Source organism: Streptomyces sp. NRRL F-5123 (assembly GCF_000721495.1).
Lineage (GTDB): Bacteria > Actinomycetota > Actinomycetes > Streptomycetales > Streptomycetaceae > Actinacidiphila.
Genome location: NZ_JOHY01000015.1, coordinates 50,201 through 65,548, shown reverse-complemented (window position 1 = coordinate 65,548; position 15,348 = coordinate 50,201). Strand labels below are relative to the sequence as shown.

General features: G+C 70.8%; 10 protein-coding genes. 4 read left to right on the top strand and 6 right to left on the bottom strand.

The features are described 5' to 3' along the window. The first annotated feature begins 1 nt into the window (after position 1). Together IH54_RS0116550 and IH54_RS0116545 are read left to right on the top strand one after the other, a co-directional pair. Positions 2-814, top strand: coding sequence for a methyltransferase (locus tag IH54_RS0116550; protein ID WP_031517458.1), 813 nt, complete (start codon positions 2-4; stop codon positions 812-814). Continuing rightward, positions 811-2,088 carry a salicylate synthase gene (locus IH54_RS0116545; RefSeq protein WP_031517456.1) on the top strand — a complete coding sequence of 426 codons (1,278 nt, stop codon included), beginning with the start codon at positions 811-813 and terminating at the stop codon, positions 2,086-2,088. Before IH54_RS0116550 ends, IH54_RS0116545 begins: the two co-directional genes overlap by 4 nt. A 152-nt stretch (positions 2,089-2,240) precedes the next feature. Here IH54_RS0116545 and IH54_RS0116540 read toward each other — a convergent pair whose 3' ends face one another. Next, positions 2,241-6,332 carry a carboxypeptidase regulatory-like domain-containing protein gene (locus tag IH54_RS0116540; RefSeq protein ID WP_031517454.1) on the bottom strand — a complete coding sequence of 1,364 codons (4,092 nt, stop codon included), beginning with the start codon at positions 6,330-6,332 and terminating at the stop codon, positions 2,241-2,243. Between the two features lie 98 nt (positions 6,333-6,430). Between IH54_RS0116540 and IH54_RS47705 the strand changes: the two genes are divergently transcribed. Beyond that, positions 6,431-6,556 (top strand): hypothetical protein, encoded by a 126-nt coding sequence (locus IH54_RS47705; RefSeq protein ID WP_267965196.1) that lies wholly within the window; start codon positions 6,431-6,433, stop codon positions 6,554-6,556. A 98-nt stretch (positions 6,557-6,654) separates the two neighbouring features. Then, on the top strand, positions 6,655-7,788 hold the full coding sequence (locus IH54_RS0116530; RefSeq protein WP_159011880.1) for a helix-turn-helix transcriptional regulator: 1,134 nt from the start codon (positions 6,655-6,657) through the stop codon (positions 7,786-7,788). 204 nt (positions 7,789-7,992) lie between these two features. On the opposite strand, the gene IH54_RS0116525 is transcribed toward IH54_RS0116530, so the two are convergent. The 5 genes from IH54_RS0116525 to IH54_RS0116505 all read right to left on the bottom strand — a co-directional run bounded on the left by IH54_RS0116525 (position 7,993) and on the right by IH54_RS0116505 (position 15,251). Then, on the bottom strand, positions 7,993-9,411 hold the full coding sequence (locus IH54_RS0116525) for a sugar porter family MFS transporter (RefSeq protein ID WP_031517452.1): 1,419 nt from the start codon (positions 9,409-9,411) through the stop codon (positions 7,993-7,995). 130 nt (positions 9,412-9,541) lie between these two features. Then, the gene (locus tag IH54_RS0116520) at positions 9,542-10,879 is read right to left on the bottom strand and encodes a Dyp-type peroxidase (RefSeq protein WP_420711766.1); all 1,338 of its coding nucleotides are present in this window, start codon (positions 10,877-10,879) and stop codon (positions 9,542-9,544) included. Between the two features lie 34 nt (positions 10,880-10,913). After that, positions 10,914-11,369, bottom strand: coding sequence for a VOC family protein (locus IH54_RS0116515; protein WP_031517448.1), 456 nt, complete (start codon positions 11,367-11,369; stop codon positions 10,914-10,916). 204 nt (positions 11,370-11,573) lie between these two features. Continuing rightward, positions 11,574-12,299: a sigma factor gene (locus tag IH54_RS0116510; RefSeq protein ID WP_031517446.1), complete on the bottom strand. Its 726-nt coding sequence runs from the start codon at positions 12,297-12,299 to the stop codon at positions 11,574-11,576. Positions 12,300-12,437: 138 nt separating this feature from the next. After that, positions 12,438-15,251 carry an ATP-binding protein gene (locus tag IH54_RS0116505; protein ID WP_031517444.1) on the bottom strand — a complete coding sequence of 938 codons (2,814 nt, stop codon included), beginning with the start codon at positions 15,249-15,251 and terminating at the stop codon, positions 12,438-12,440. Positions 15,252-15,348: the final 97 nt, after the last annotated feature.

The window sequence follows — 15,348 nt, the reverse complement described above, 5'->3', positions numbered from 1 at the left end:
CGTGTCCCACTACCTCTTCGACAACAACGCCGCCGAGACGGCTGGCCGCTTCTCCGTCCTGGAGGAGCACTACGACCCCGTGTCCACCCGTCAGCTGGCGCTCACCGGCGTCACCTCTGGCTGGAGATGCCTGGAAGTCGGCGGCGGCAGCGGCTCGCTCGGCGACTGGCTCGGCGCGCGGGTCGGCCCGGACGGTGAGGTCGTGATCACCGATCTGGAGCCGCGCTGGGCGGCGTCGCGTTCCCGCCCGGCTCATGTACACCTGCAGCGGCACGACATCGTCCGTGATCCGCTGCCCGGCAGCGGCTTCGACCTCGTACACGCGCGGCTGGTGCTGTTCCATCTCCCCCAGCGGCTGGCTGTGCTGCGGCGGCTGGTGTCGGCACTGCGGCCGGGCGGGTGGCTGGTGTTGGAGGAGTTCGACTGTGGTTGGACGCCCGTGCTGGCCGCGCCCGACCAGGAGACGGCGGCACTCTTCGAACGCGTACACGCGACCCTGATGGGGTTGCTGGAGCAGGCGGGCGCCGATCCCCTCTGGGGGCGCCATGTGTTCGGTGCAATGCGACGGGCGGGGCTGACAGACCTCGCCGCGACCACGCGTGCCGAGGCCTGGGTGGGCGGCGGCACGGGCATGGCACTGCACCGCCACAACACCGACCAGGTCGTCGGCGCGCTGACCGCAGCGGGTGTCACCGATAAGGAACTGGCCCTCTTCCGTGACGCGTTGACGGACCCCGCCTTCGTCGTCAACTCCTATCCACTGATCAGTGTGCGAGGCCGGCGTCCCGCCGAGACGACGGAGACGACCCGATGAGCCGACCCGGCCGCTACCTGGAAGCACGCTTGACAACGCACGAGGAGCCTTTGCTGCTGATGGCCCGTCTCGCCCGCAGCGGCCTGTTCCACCCTTACGTGGTGTACGAGAACGGCACCGAGTGGTCCCTGGCCGGCGGCGCCCTGACCTCCGTACAACTGGACGGCGCGGCGGCACGGAACCTCGGCCAGGTCGAGGAGGCCCTTGCGCAGGTCCCGGTCTGCGACTGGCGGGCGTACGGCTGGGCCGCATTCGAGCTCGGGGCCGCGCTTGCCGGCGTCGACATCGGTGACAAGGATCCCCTGCTGCATCTGATCGTGCCTTCGGACGAGATCCGCACGGACGGCGGGAGCGTGCTTGTGCGTTCCACGTCGGTGCGGCGGCTGGAGCAGTTGAAGCGGCTCGTCCGCGCGGCCGGCACCGCAACGCCGCCCGCGGGCCGGATCACGTTCCCGCTGGAGGACACCGGCAACTACCGGGCCGCAGTTGCCGCGGCCGTGTTGGAAGTCGGCGGCGGCACATTGGAGAAGGTGATTCTGTCCCGGCGGGTACCGATACCGGTGCCGGTGGATCTGATCGCCACCTTTGTCGCCGGGCGCCGGGCCAACACCCCGGCGCGCTCCTTTCTGCTCGATCTCGGCGGGATTCAGGCCGCCGGATTCAGCCCTGAGACCGTCGCGGAAGTCACCGCCGACGGACAGGTCACCAGCCGACCGCTGGCTGGAACCCGCGCCCGCACCGGAACGGCGACCGAAGACGCCCGGTTGCGTGCCGACCTGCTCAGCGACCCCAAGGAGGTTCACGAACATGCCATCTCCGTCAGACTGGCTCTTCAGGACCTCGCCGCCGTCTGCGACGACGCCGTGGTCAGCGACTACATGACTGTCCTGGAACGGGGCACCGTCCAGCATCTGGCCTCCACGGTCAGCGGACGGCTGCGGCCGGACCGCAGCCCCTGGCAAGCGTTCACCGCGCTCTTCCCCGCGGTCACCGCCACCGGCATCCCCAAAGCCCCCGCCTACCCCCTCATCCGAAGCCTCGAAGGCGAACCCCGCGGCCTGTACGCGGGCGCCGTGCTGACGTGCGACGCGCACGGCGCCCTCGACGCGGCGCTCGTCCTGCGCAGCGTCTTCCAGCAGGACGGCCGATGCTGGCTCCAAGCCGGCGCCGGCCTCGTACGGAACTCCCATCCCGAGCGCGAACACGAGGAAACCTGCGAAAAGTTGCGCAGCGTCGCCCACCACCTCGTCCCCGCGGCCCCTGGGCGCCCATGACCCCACAAGGTGTCACCCATTTCCACGTCCGCACCCGGAGCTGAGCGACGGGTGGACGGCGGATCGCTTGCGTGGTGGAGCGGGGGCGATCGCGTGCGGGCCGGCCCGAGGGCCGGCCCGCACTGGGAGATCGTGGTTCGCTCAGTGGCGCGTCAGGATGTCGCGGTGAGCGTGAAGTCGCCGGTGGTCGTCGTCCCCTTCTTGATCTTGACTGTGGTGGTGGTCGGCTTGTAGCCGTCCCTGGCCACGATCACGGTGAGCGGGTTGTTGCGGGTGTCGAGCCACAAGCCGTACGTGCCGTCCTTGCGCGTTTTGAGCGTGTAGCTCGACGCCCAGCTGTCGATTTCGACCGTGGCACCCGCAAGGGGCGCGGTTCCGCCCTTGCCGTCGGTGCCCAGGACGGTACCGGTGTACTTGCCCCAGGTCTTCGGGGGGTTGACCGTCATGGTCACCGGGATCGCCGGGATCTGGTAAGGGGTGTCGGTGGTCACGTTCAGCTTCGCCGTGTAGGCGCCGGGCTGCGTGATCCCTGCGGCCGAGGCGTCCAGGGCGACCGTTACGGTGGTGCTTTCGCCCGGAGCGAGAACTGCGTGCCGGCTCCCGAGGGACAGCCAGGTCACGTCCGCGGACGCCTGGTCGTAGCCGGGAAGCAGTCGGACGGTCGCCACCGGCACAGGACCGGCGCCCGTGTTGCCGCCGACGGTGTAGAAGCCCGGCGCTCCCCCGCCGCGGTAGAGCGGGGTGTCGGCGTTGGGCAGCGCGGTCCACACTCCGGTGGACGGGTCGAAGGCGAAGCCCTGGTTGGTGATGGCAGTGCTGCCGTCGACGACACCGCCGCTGGTGAGCAGCATGCCGTTGGCCGTGGTGTAGGCCGAACCCCAGACGTCGATCGGCAGGTCGGCGATCGGCGACCACCTGTTGGAGTCGGGGTTGTAGGCGTAGCCGTGCGTCGTAGTGCCGGAGCTGGTCTCGCCACCGGCGCAGTAGAGCGTTCCGCCGATCCCGCCGCAGGCGCTCCATGCGACGGCCTCGGGGTACGAGGCGATCGCCGACCACGAGTTGTCGGACGGGTCGTAGACGTAGGCGTCCTCGGTGCCGCAGGCGGACATGGTGCATCCGCCGACCACGTAGAGCTTGCCGTCCAGGACCGCGCTGCCCGAGCCGGCGTACGCGACCGGCGCGGAGGCGCCGGTGGTCCACCTGTCCGAGACGGGATCGTAGATCTCCAGCTTGGTGTCCGGCTGGCCGGAGGAGCCCCAGCCGCCGACGGCGTACAACTTGCCGTCGATGAAGCCGGCGGCCGGTGCCTCGCGGCCATCGGCCGACGGGGCGCGCGCGGACCACGATCCCGTCACCGTGTCGTAGGCGTACAGGGTGGTGCTCTCCGTGCTGCCGGTCCAGCCGAAGGCCGAGTAGATCACGCCTCCGCCGGCTGCCACCGCGTTGTCCATCAGGGGCACCGGCAGGTCCGCGACCGTCTGCCAGGCGTCGCCGGCGGCCCCCGGCGCGACCGTCGCGCGGGTGGCGAGGTGGTCGGGGCGCAGCGCCGAGTAGTGCCCCTTCACCAGCTGGAGCGGCGCACCCTTGGCCGTCTGCATCGTGAAGCCGCCGCTCGCCTCGCCGAGGTCGAGCGTCGCAGGCGCCTTCCCGGTGTTCTCGACCTTCACCTTCGTGGTGCCGGCGGCGCCCCAGGCCAGGGTCTGGTCGACGCCGCCCGGCGTGAAGCTCAGCCGGCCCGCGTCGAGGGCGTAACCGACCTCCGTGGCGCTGTCGGCCGCTACCTGCACGGTCTTGCTACGGGTGGTGTACCTGCCCTTCTCAGCCGTGAAAGCGTGCTTGCCGACGGTGTCGGAGAACATCCAGTAGAAGCCGTCGCCGAGCCCCGGGTCGTCCGGCGTGGCCGCGGTCACCGCGGACTGCCCGGTGGCGTCGGTGTTCGTGACCGTCGCTCCGACGACGCCGTTGCCGGTGTTGCCGTCGGTGACGGTGCCGGCCACCAGGCCACCGGTCGCCGGGACCGGCAGCCGGTCGCCGACGTGGACGTCGTCGACCTGCCACCACCAGCCCCAGGTGCCGGTGAAGTGGAAGCGCAGCTGCACGGCCGGGTCGCCGGCGTAGTCCGTGAGCGGAATCTGCACGTGAGCCGGTCCGGTCAGGGGGGCGGTGGGCGCCCACACCTTCTTCCAGGTGGCACCGCCGTCGGTGGTGATGTCCACGCTCGCGGTCTGGTCGGCGTGGGCCTTGTAGTCGGTGTCGAAGGCGATCTCCGGTGCGAGGTCGCCGCTGAAGTCGTACACCGGGGTGACCAGCGAGCTGTCCTGGTGCTTGTTGTAGCCGTAGAAGTCGCTGTCGACGATGGCGAACGCCCCGGTGCCGCCCGTGTGGTTGCCCCGGCGGTGGGGGTCGGAGAAGTCCCAGCTGCCCGCGGTGCCGTCGGCGTTGACCACGCTCCAGCCGTCCGGCGCCGAGGTGGTGGAGTCGAACGGCTCGGTGGGACCGGTGTGCCGGAAGTCGTAGCCCTTCGCGGTGCCCGAGTCGATGTCCACCGGAACTGCGGCGTTCACCGTCTGGGCCGTGCCGGCGACCGTGACGTGCTCGGTCACCTCACGGTAGCCGGGGTACTGAGCGTCGATCTTCAGCGTGTAGCTCTTCCCCTGGGGAAGGTCGACCGCGTAACTGCCGGTGAAGGGGTCGGTGAAGACCGGCTGGGCGGGCGTGCCGTCGACCGTGATCCTGGCGTACAGCGGCCAGCCGTGGCCCGACCCGTCGGTCACCTTGCCCGCGACGGTCTGCCGGGCCACCGCGTCGAGCGCGAAGTTCTCGGTGACCGACCCGTCCTCGCCGACCACGACTCCGGTCGCCGTCCTGTCGGCGTAGCCGAAGGCGGAGACGGTCAGGTCGTACGTGCCCGGAGCCAGCGTCAGGGAGTAATGGCCGTCGGCCCGGGTGGTGGCCCGGTAGTCGCCCGCCGCGATGCCGGCCCCGGCGACCGCGGCGCCGGCCGCATCGGTGACCGTGCCCGTGATCTGGCCGTGCGGTCCGGTGCGGAAAGCGGCCAGACCGTTGGGGGTACCCAGCCCCGTGGGCCCGTCGTAGCCCGGCCCGGCCGTGCACAGGTAGCTCGGCGTGCAGGTGCCGTTCGAACCGCTGGTCACGTCGTTGAGGGACGACGGGTTCAGGTACGGGTACGAGTTGGGGTACGTGCCCGCGGCGGGGGCGCCGGCGTCCGCGTAGACGCCCGCGATGATCGGGGAGGAGGCGCTGGTGCCGCCGTAGACCTCCCAGCCGTTGCCGCCGAAGCTCTGGAAGACGGCGACACCCGTCGCCGGGTCGGCGACCGCGGAGACATCCGCGACCGTGCGCTGGTCGCAGCCGGTGTCGCCCTGGAAGGCGGGCTTGGGCTCGTAGGCCGAGCACCCGGATCCCGGGCCCCCGGAGCTGCTGTGCCACACCGACTCCGACCAGCCCCGCCCGGTCGAGGCGTCCTTCTTCAGCGAGGTGCCGCCGACGGCGGTGACGTACTGTGACGCGGCCGGGTAGCTGACGCCGTAGGCGCTGTCGCCCGAGGAGGCGATCATCGCGACGCCCGGGTGGTTGTAGTGGGCGTCCATCTCGGTGGTCTCGGCGGGGTCCTCGCCGCTGCCGGGGGTGCTGCTGTAGCCGCTGCCGTAGGAGTTGGAGACGTACTGGGCGCCCAGCGCGACGGCCTCGTCGACCGCGGCGGCCATGTCCTCGAAGTCGGGGCTGTCCGCCTCGACCAGCAGGATGTGGGCCGCGGGCGCGGCCGCGGAGACCATGTCGAGGTCGAGGGAGATCTCGCCGGACCAGCCCTCGTCGGTGGCGGGCCATTCGCTGCCGCCCCGCTGGTCGACCATGCGAAAGCATCCGTTGGCGGTGGAGCAGGCCGGCAGGCCGAATTGGGCCCGGTAGCGGGCCAGGTCGAACTCGGCGGTCGGGTCGTCGTAGGCGTCCACGATCGCGATGGTCCTGCCCGCCCCACCGTCGCTCGGCAGACCGTACGCGCCTTGCAGGTCCTGCGCGCCCCAACCGGACGGTGCGGTTGCGTCGGGCTCGAGCGACCTGGTCGCGACGGGGTCGGCGCGACGCAACGCGAAGCACCCGAATTGGCCGGGCTGGGGCTGGTCGCAGACCTGCTCGACGGCGGGCTTGACATTCTCCGTGGTCGTATCCGACGGCGTGGCAGCCGCGGCGCGGGGAAGGGCCGCACCGCCCAGGACCGCGATCACGGCGCAGGCGACAAGGGCCCGGGGAGCCGAGGTTCTTCTTCTGGCTGGTCGTCGCAACAGACGCGGGGTTTGCAAGGTGACTCCTGGAGAGCGTGATGACGGCCGACCGCGCGCCTGCCGCCCGGATCGACGGCGAACACGTCGTTCGCCGCCCCCCAGTTCTCACCGATGGGGCCTCGCTCAACAAGAAGATCCCGGAGCGCATTTACGACCTGACGTAAATGCGACGGGCCGTGGACCGGCCCCTGGCGAGCGTCGGGCACTCCTGCCGGCCGCATACGATGAGCCTGCGAGCAGGCAGAGAGAGGGAGTGGATCCGGTGGCTGAGGGTGTCCGGCAACCGGATCCGGTGGAGTCCTCGCTGCTGTCCCGGCTCGGCCTGGATGCCGATCAGGCCGCGCTCTACCTCCTCCTCGTTGACCGCCCCGACAGCGATCCGGCCGCGCTGCCGCCACTGGCAGGCGAGGGCCGGGACGTCGCCGGCACACTGGCGGCGCTGGTCGACCGAGGACTGGCCAGCGCGCAGCACCACTCGGAGGGGACGCGGTATCGCGCCACTCCGCCAACCCTGGCGCTCGGGCCACTGCTGGAGTCGCAGCGCTCCGCTCTCCACGGCGTCGAGCTTCTTGTGGCCGACCTCGCCGACCGCCATCGCCTGGCACGCTCCGACGCTCCGGTCGAGGTGCTGTCCGGAGCCGTCGCGATACGGCGCTGGCTCGTGACGATGCAGCGCGAAGCCCGAAGCAGCGTGCGAACGATGATGCCGGCCATGCCGGTGGCCGTGATCAACTACCAGGACAACCTGGATGAGGCCGAGCGTGACATGATGCGCCGGGGCGTCAGGCTGCGGACCGTGGTGCAACGCGCCTGGCTCGAGGACGCGGCGTTCGCACGCTCCCTGGCGGAGGTGGTCGCCGAAGGGCAGGACATCTCCGTCGCCGACACGGTTCCCACCAAACTCCTCATCGTCGACGACGACATCGGGCTGATCCCCGTCGACCCGGATCTCGACGACGCGGGCGAGCCCGTCGCCCTGGTGGTCCACCGCAGCGGCCTGCTCACCGCCCTGATCTCCCTGTTCGAGCAGTGCTTCGCCAATGGCTGGCGGCTCCACCCGGCCGGTCTGGGCCAGGTCGCGGCCGATGACGCTCTCGAGTTGGGCGATCTCAACGCGATCGATCGGAAGATCATCGCCCTCCTGCACGTCGGTCTTACCGACTCCGCCATCGCCCGCCAGCTTCGCCTCAGCCACCGAACCGTCCAGAGACGACTGCACCGGATCATGGAGCAGGTCGGCGTCTCGAGCCGCTTCCAGCTGGGTTGGTACGTCGCCGGCTCGGGGTGGTTGGACCCGGAAGGCGCCAGACCCCCCGCTTGCACCGGTCAGGCCCCGTGCGGGCGCTGCGGGAGCCGGCCGGACAGCGGTGACGATGCGCCCGCACCTCCTGGCTGACAGGCCCCACAGCAACAACCAGCGCCGGCTCCGGCGCAGCCTCCTCGACCACTGCCCCGACCGGCGGTCGACGGGATCGGGCTCGCCGACGGCAGGAAGGCGGGACGCGGCTGCCTCCGTCCGGTGCGCGCACTGGACGGAGGCAGCACGCTCGAGGAGCGGCAGCGGGGTATGTGGCCTGCTCCTCGAGTCCGGTGGGGGCGGTCAGCCCATCTCCTCCAGGGACTTTCCCTTCGTCTCCTCGACGAACTTCAGGACGAACGGGATGGAGAGCGCCGCGAAGACCGTGTAGATCACGTAGGTCGCCGAGAGGTTCCAGTCGGACAGCGACGGAAAGCTCGCGGTGATGGCCCAGTTGGCGATCCACTGCGCGGAGGCGCCCACGCCGAGAGCGGCCGCACGGATCCGGTTCGGGAACATCTCGCCCAGCATGACCCACACGACCACGCCCCAGGACAGGGCGAAGAACAGGACGAAGAGGTGCGCGGCGACCAGGGCGACCCAGCCCTGCCCGGCCGGCAGCTTGCCGTCGACGAGGTCGTGGGAGAAGGCCCAGGCCTCCAGGGCGAGACCGATCACCATGCCGACGGAGCCGATGAGGGCGAGCGGTTTGCGGCCGATGCGGTCCACGAAGATCATCGCGATCACGGTGCCGATGATGTTGATCACCGACGTGGTGAAGGAGTAGAAGAACGAGTCCGTCGGGTCGACGCCGACCGACTGCCACAGGGTCGAGGAGTAGTAGAACGCGACGTTGATGCCGACGAACTGCTGGAAGACCGACAGGCCGACACCGATCCACACGATCGGTTTGAGGAGGAAGGTGCCGCCGTGCAGGTCCCGGAACGTGGACCGGTGCTCGCCCTTCATCGCGTTCTCGATCTCGGTGACGCGGGCGTCGACGTCGGCCCTGCCGCCCTCGATCTCGTCGAGGATCACGCGGGCCCGGTCGTGACGGCCGACGGAGATCAGGAACCGCGGGGACTCGGGGATCGCGAGGGACAACAGGCCGTAGGCGACGGCCGGGATCACCATGACGCCGAGCATGACCTGCCACGCTTCCACACCCATCAACTTGCCGCGCTGATCGCCGCCGGCGGCGTGCAGAAGACCCCAGTTGACGAGTTGTGACACGGCTATACCGATGACGATCGCCGCCTGCTGGAAGGCTCCGAGCCGGCCGCGGTACGCGGGCGGGGAGACCTCGGCGATGTAGGCGGGACCGATCACCGAGGCCATGCCGATGGCAAACCCGCCGATGACCCGCCACATCGCGAGGTCCCACAGCGCGAAGGGCAGGGCCGAACCGACCGCGCTGACGGTGAACAGGGCCGCTGCGATCTGCATGCAGCGGATACGGCCGATCCGGTCGGCGATCCGGCCGGCGGTGGCGGCACCGATGGCACAGCCGATCAGCGCGATGGCGATGACCTGGGCCAGAACGGCCGAACCGACGTCGTAGCGGTCCCGGACGGCCTCGACGGCGCCGTTGATGACGGAGCTGTCGTAGCCGAAGAGGAAGCCACCCATCGCAGCGGCCGCCGCGATGAAGATGACATGCCCGAGATGCCCGGGATTCGCCGCTGCAGCTCCTGAATCGTGTGCCTGCGCTGTGCTGGTCACATGTACTCCTCGAACTACCAGCAGAACTGGCGGGATGACTCGCCCTTCGCGGTGCCACGGGTGGGTGCCCGAAGGGAAAGGAAACGTGGGTGGTGAGGGATCAGTGCGGATGAACGCTCCGCGAGCGTGGTCAGCCGCGTCTTCCGGTTGCCACAGCGGCGGAGACTCCGCCGTCCGGCGGCTGCGGCAGGTCGTCCAGGAAGTCCGCGGAGGGAATGAAGAACAGGGAGCCGGTGACGGGAGCGGAGAAGTCGAGAATACGGTCGTGACCGGCGTCCTCCGTGCCCAGGAACATACGCTCCAGCATCGTCTCCGTGACCTCGGGGCTGCGCGCGTAGCCGATGAAGTACGTACCGAACTCCCCGCTGCCCACGGATCCGAACGGCATGTTGTCCCGGAGGATCTCGCGCTCTCTTCCGTCCGGATCGGTGATCGAGGTGAGAGCCACGTGTGAGTTCGCCGGTTTGACGTCGTCCGCCAGTTCCACGTCGGACAGCTTCCGCCGGCCGATCACCTTCTCCTGGGCTTCGACGGGCAGGGCTTCCCATGCGTCGAGATCGTGCAGGTACTTCTGCACCACGACATAACTCCCGCCCGCAAAAGCGGGGTCCTCCCCGCCGACGAGCACCGCCGCATGCGCCGTGGGGCCCGTCGGATTCTCCGTGCCGTCGACGAAGCCGAGCAGGTCGCGTTCGTCGAAGTACTTGAAGCCTTGCACTTCGTCCTGGACCGTGACCGCTCTGCGCAGCCGATTCATGATCTCTGCGGCGAGCGCGAAGCACAGGTCCAGCCGGGAGGCGCGCAGGTGGAACAGCAGGTCGCCAGGCGTGGCGACGGCGCGGTGGACCGGACCGTTCACCTCCCGGAAGGGATGCAGCCGGGCCGGACGCGGTCCCGCGAACAGCCGGTCCCATGCGTCGGAACCGATGCCGGTGACACAGCTCAACCCGCCGTCGGGCCGGCCGCGGAACCCCACGGCCCGTTCCAGTGAGCCGATGTCCGCCAGCAGGTCGCGCACCGCGCCCTCCCCACCGGTGTCGACCGTGACGACCAGGAAGATCGCGGCACTCGTCAGGGGAGCCAGCACCATCTGAGGGACCGTTGCCCGCGCGCCGGTGCTCATCTCCGCCGTCTCCACGGCCGGACCGGATTCTTCTGGGGCTTGCAGGTCCTCGGCCTCCTGGACCTCGATCCTGTAGACGTGGATCCCGGACCTGCGGCCGCGCGCGGTTGTGGTCCAGCCCCCGGAGACACGCCACACCGCGTCGGCGCCCCGGAGCGGCTTCCCCTCAGGCGATGCGGCCGCCCGCAGTTCGGCGTCCAGTTCCCTGTGCCGCCCGTCGGGAACGTGCAGCTCCAAAGCGAATCGGCGCAGCGGGCGGAGGCCGTGGGCGGAGGCGACGTCGGGCAGTTCCACGGCTTCGAGTTCGCGTACCGCTCCGAGCAGGGTGAGTTTGAGTGTTGCCATCAGCGGCTCTCTTCCATGCCGTGGGCCGTGTTCCTCACGACCGGCCCGCAGGCGTCTCCGCGGGGATCCCCACGAGCAGTCCGGTGGACTGGCCCACCTCGATGAGGTAGCCGTCAGGGTCCCGGAGGTAGCAACGCAGCTCGGCTCCACGGTCGATGGGCTCGGTGAGGAACTCGGCCCCTTTCGCGACGGCATGCGAGTGGAAAGCGGCGATGTCGGCCACACGCACATTGAGAAAGCCGGAAACACGATCACCGGGCAGGGGCGCCTCCAGAACGACCCCCGGTTTGTCGGGGGTCGGCCCGCCTCCCGGGTTCATGATGATCCAGCTGTTGGCGACCTTGACCATGGCCGGATTCTCTTCCCGCACGACCTCGCCGCCGAATACGTCGGCGTAAAAACGGCGGGCCACGGCGACATCGCGCACCGTCAGGAAATATGTGAGGAGGAGTCCGTGGTGAGGTGCGGGAAGCTCCGCGTCAGGTTTCATCGTCCGATATCCCTTCCATGGCCCGAGCTGCCCGGGATCAGGTCAGCATTCGCTGACCCACGGCGCTCGCAAAGGTGCGGCGATCAGACCCGCACAATGCTGATTGACCGAACAGGTACCCGATCTGTGACACCGGCGGTGACAGGCTTTCCGCCCACGAATGTCCGGCAACGCCACGAGGGTGGCCCGACTCGTCGCCTGCTCTCACGCCGCGTGCTGTGCGGGCAGGTGAGCGGGGGCAGATGACCGGTGGGACCGCAGGCGGTGCATACGGCCCTCGGAGACGAGAAGTCGCACGAGGCCGTCCAGGTCCCCGGTGCTGGCCGCGGTCCTGAAAGCGGTGGCGAGGCGACGGTGCGCCTCAGCGGTGACCGGCCGTTCGCGGTCGCAGTCGAGGCGTGCCTGCGCGCGGTGTACCACCACCCGCGCGTGCGGGGCGCTGATCCGGAGCAACTCCGCGAGATCCGCATAGGTGTAGTCGAAGCCTTTGCGCAGCACGTAGGCGGCCAGGCGATCCGGCGTCAGCCGCGCCATGAGCAGGGCCAGGGCCGAGTCGACCGCTGCGGCCCGCTCCACGTCCAGCACGGGATCCTGGGTGGACGGGTCTCCGAGGTCGGCCGCCTGCGGGTCGGCCGGCGTTTCGTGGCGGTGCCGCCCCGACTGGACGACGTTGATCGCCAGACGGGTCGTGGCCGTGGTCAGGAACGCGGCCGGATTCTTGATCGTCGCGCGGTCGGTGAGCTGCCAGCGCAGCCACACCTCCTGCATCACGTCCTCGGCTCCGGGGGCGTCGCCCAGAATCCGGTAGGCGATGCGGAACAGTCGTGTCCGCTGGGCCAGGAAGATGTCGAGAGCGAGGTGCAGGTCGTCCTCGTCCGGCCGGGCGAACGGGGGTGCGGCAGGCGTCGTCGTGAGGCTGGGCGCGGACATCGGGACTCCTCTTCGTGGACGGGCGCCCCATGAGGGGCGACGGTTCCACCCTCCGTCCGCGCCACCGCTCGCCGCGCCCTTGATGTCCGTGGTCGAGTCCGTGGGGACCCCCGGGGGTCCGTGGTCCCGCGACGGCCCTCAGCCGGCTCGCGCCCTGTCCTCGTCCCTGGTGTCCATGACCGAGGTGCTCGCCAGCGCCGCCTGCAGCGCGCGACGCGAGGTGATCCCGAGTTTCGTGTAGACCTTCCGCAGGTGCCACTCCACGGTGTGCGGGCTGATGAACAGCTCCGCGCCGATCCTCGCGTTCGTCATGCCGTCAGCCGCGAGTGCGGCGACCTGCGACTCCTGGGGGGTGAGGGCGCCGGCCGGCTTGATCTCCCGCGCCCTGACGTGCTCGCCGGTGGCGAGCAGTTCGCGGCGGGCCCGCTCGGCGAACGCGTGCGCCCGCATCCCGTCGAACATCTCGTGCGCGGTGCGCAGGTGGTTGCGGGCCAGCGCGCGGCGCTGGCCGCGGCGCAGCCACTCGCCGTACAGCAGGTGGGTGCGTGCCACTTCCACGGTCACACCGCCGCGGCCGAACTCCTCGATCGCGGTCCGGTAGAGGAGGTCGGCCTCGTCGCCCTCGGCCAGGAGGGCCTGGCTGCGGGCGCCGGCGCCACGGGCCCAACCGGAGTCGGTGGCCCGGGTGAGTTCGAGGAGCCTGGCCAGCGAGGTGCGGGCCTGGGCGAGTTCACCGCACCGGACGGCGGCCTCGACGTGTTCGACCAGCGACAGGCCGGTGAAGTTGAACCCGTCGTGCTCGATGCCCGTGCGAGCGGCCTCCAGCGCCTCCTCATAGCGTGCCAGGCCGTTGAACAGCACACCCTGGATGTAGCCCATGGCGCCCAGCAGGGACACCTCGCCCCGCTGATCGGCCCGTTGTCTGGCCTCCTCGATGATTCCGGCGGCGACGTCCGCCTCGCCGCGCCACGCGGCGAGGACCAGCGTCGCGTACTTGTGGGGGGCATGGCCGGTCGCGTCGGCGAGTGCGTCGGCTTCGTCGATCATCCTGGCCGCCTCGGCGAAGTCGCCGTAGTGGATGTGCACTCCGCCCGCGTAGACGAGGGCCGGCGGCAGCGCGCCGAGCGCTCCGACGTCACGGGCCAGGCGCACCGCGCGGCTCGCCAGCGTGTCCCACGCGTGCAGGTCCCAGGCGTAATGGATGAACGCCTCCAGGGCGACCGGCACCAGCAGGAGCCAGCGCATGGTGGACTCCCGGGTGCCGAGCTCCTCGTGTGCGAGCAGGTCCAGCGCGCCGCGCAGGTCCGGGACACCGGTCTCGTAGCCGTCCGCGAGGAGCGCGGCCACACCGTCCAGGAGCAGGTCGGCGGCCCTGGAGTCCGAGGGGGGCGCTCCCGAGGCGCGGGCCGCAATCGCGGCGGCGCGGGCACCCGTGGGACCGTGGACCCGGCCCGCGAAGATGGTCGCGCTGATCGCCTCCAGATAGGTCTCCCGGGCCAGTGGCGATCCGGCAGCGGTGAACTGCGCGGCGGCGTCCAGGAGCAGAGGTGCCGCCTCGTCGCTGCGGCTGCGGGCGAAGAGGATCCTGGCCCGCAGCCGGGCCAGACGGGCGCGGTCCAGCGCGCTCAGGGGACACAGTTCGGCCACCGTCGCGAGCTCCGTGGCCCGGTCCGGCGCGGCGGCCGAGAAGTGCGCCTCGGCAGCCGCGAGCGCTCGGCGCCCGCGCGGCCACCGGTCCGGCGTCACCTCGGCCGCGCGTTCCAGCAGGACCGCCTCAGCCGCGATGCCGCCGCGCTGCCGCGCACGGTCGGCGGCCTGCTCCAGCCCCGCGGCCACCTCCTCGTCCGGCCCGTCGGCGGCCTGGGCGGCGTGCCACGCGCGCCGGTCGGGGTCCAGCACCGGGTCCGTGGCCTCTGCCAGCGCCCGGTGCGCAGCTCGGCGCTCCTCGGGCTCGGCTCCGTGGTAGACCGCCGAGCGGACCAGCGGGTGCCGGAACCGAACGGATTCACCGAACTCGATCAGACCGGCCGCCTTGGCCGGTGCGGCATAGGGAGTGATCTCCAGGAGGGAGGCCGCGCGGACCAGAAGGCGTGCGTCACCGACCGGTTCCGCCGCGGCGATCAGCAGCAGCGTGCGGGTCGCCGCCGGCAGCGACCCGAGCCGGCTGGCGAAGTCCCGTTCGACACGGCTCGCCACCGGCCCCTGGACGCCCCGGTGACTCGACGAGTCCAGGCCGTAGGCCAGTTCGGCGGCGCTGCGACCGCGGGAGAATTCGAGCAGCGCCAGGGGGTTGCCGTGCATCTCGGCCACGAACCGGTCGCGGACCCGCTTCTCCAGCTTCCCTCCGACGGCGGCCTCGAGGAGCTCTCCGGCCGAGACGGCGTCGAGACCGCCGATGTGCAACGCCGGCAGACCGGTGAGTGCGGCCTGCCCCTCGGGGTCGCGCACCGCGAACGTGATCGCGACCGCCTCTGCGAGCAGTCGTCGGGCCACGAACTCCAGGGTCTGCAAGGACACCTGGTCCAGCCACTGCGCGTCGTCGACCAGAACGAGCACCGGCCGGGTCTCCGAGGCCCTGGTGAGCAGGGTGAGCACGGCCAGGCCGACCAGGAAGCGGTCGGGCGGGTCTCCGGCCGCCATCCCGAACGCCACGCGGAGGGCGTCGCGCTGCGGCTCCGGCAGCTCGTCGAGCTCGTCCAGGAACGGCGCACACAGCTGGTGCAGGCTCGCGTAGGGCAGCTCCATGTCGGCCTCGATGCCGTGCGCCCAGGTCACCTTCACGCCGGAGGCCCGCGCGGCCACGTGCTCCAGAAGAACCGACTTCCCGATGCCGGCCTCGCCACGGACCACCAGCACGCGGGACCCGCCGTCGCGCAGGCCGGCCAGCAGGTCGTCGAGCGCCGCGCACTCACGCAGCCGGCCGACCATGTCCGGAAGCGGGCTGGCGATCATGAGACGTGGCTCCTTCGGGAATCCGGGGACGGAACGCCCCCCTCAACGGTTGCCGGAACGATCCTTGCCACGATACCCGGGTCGGTGTCCACACATT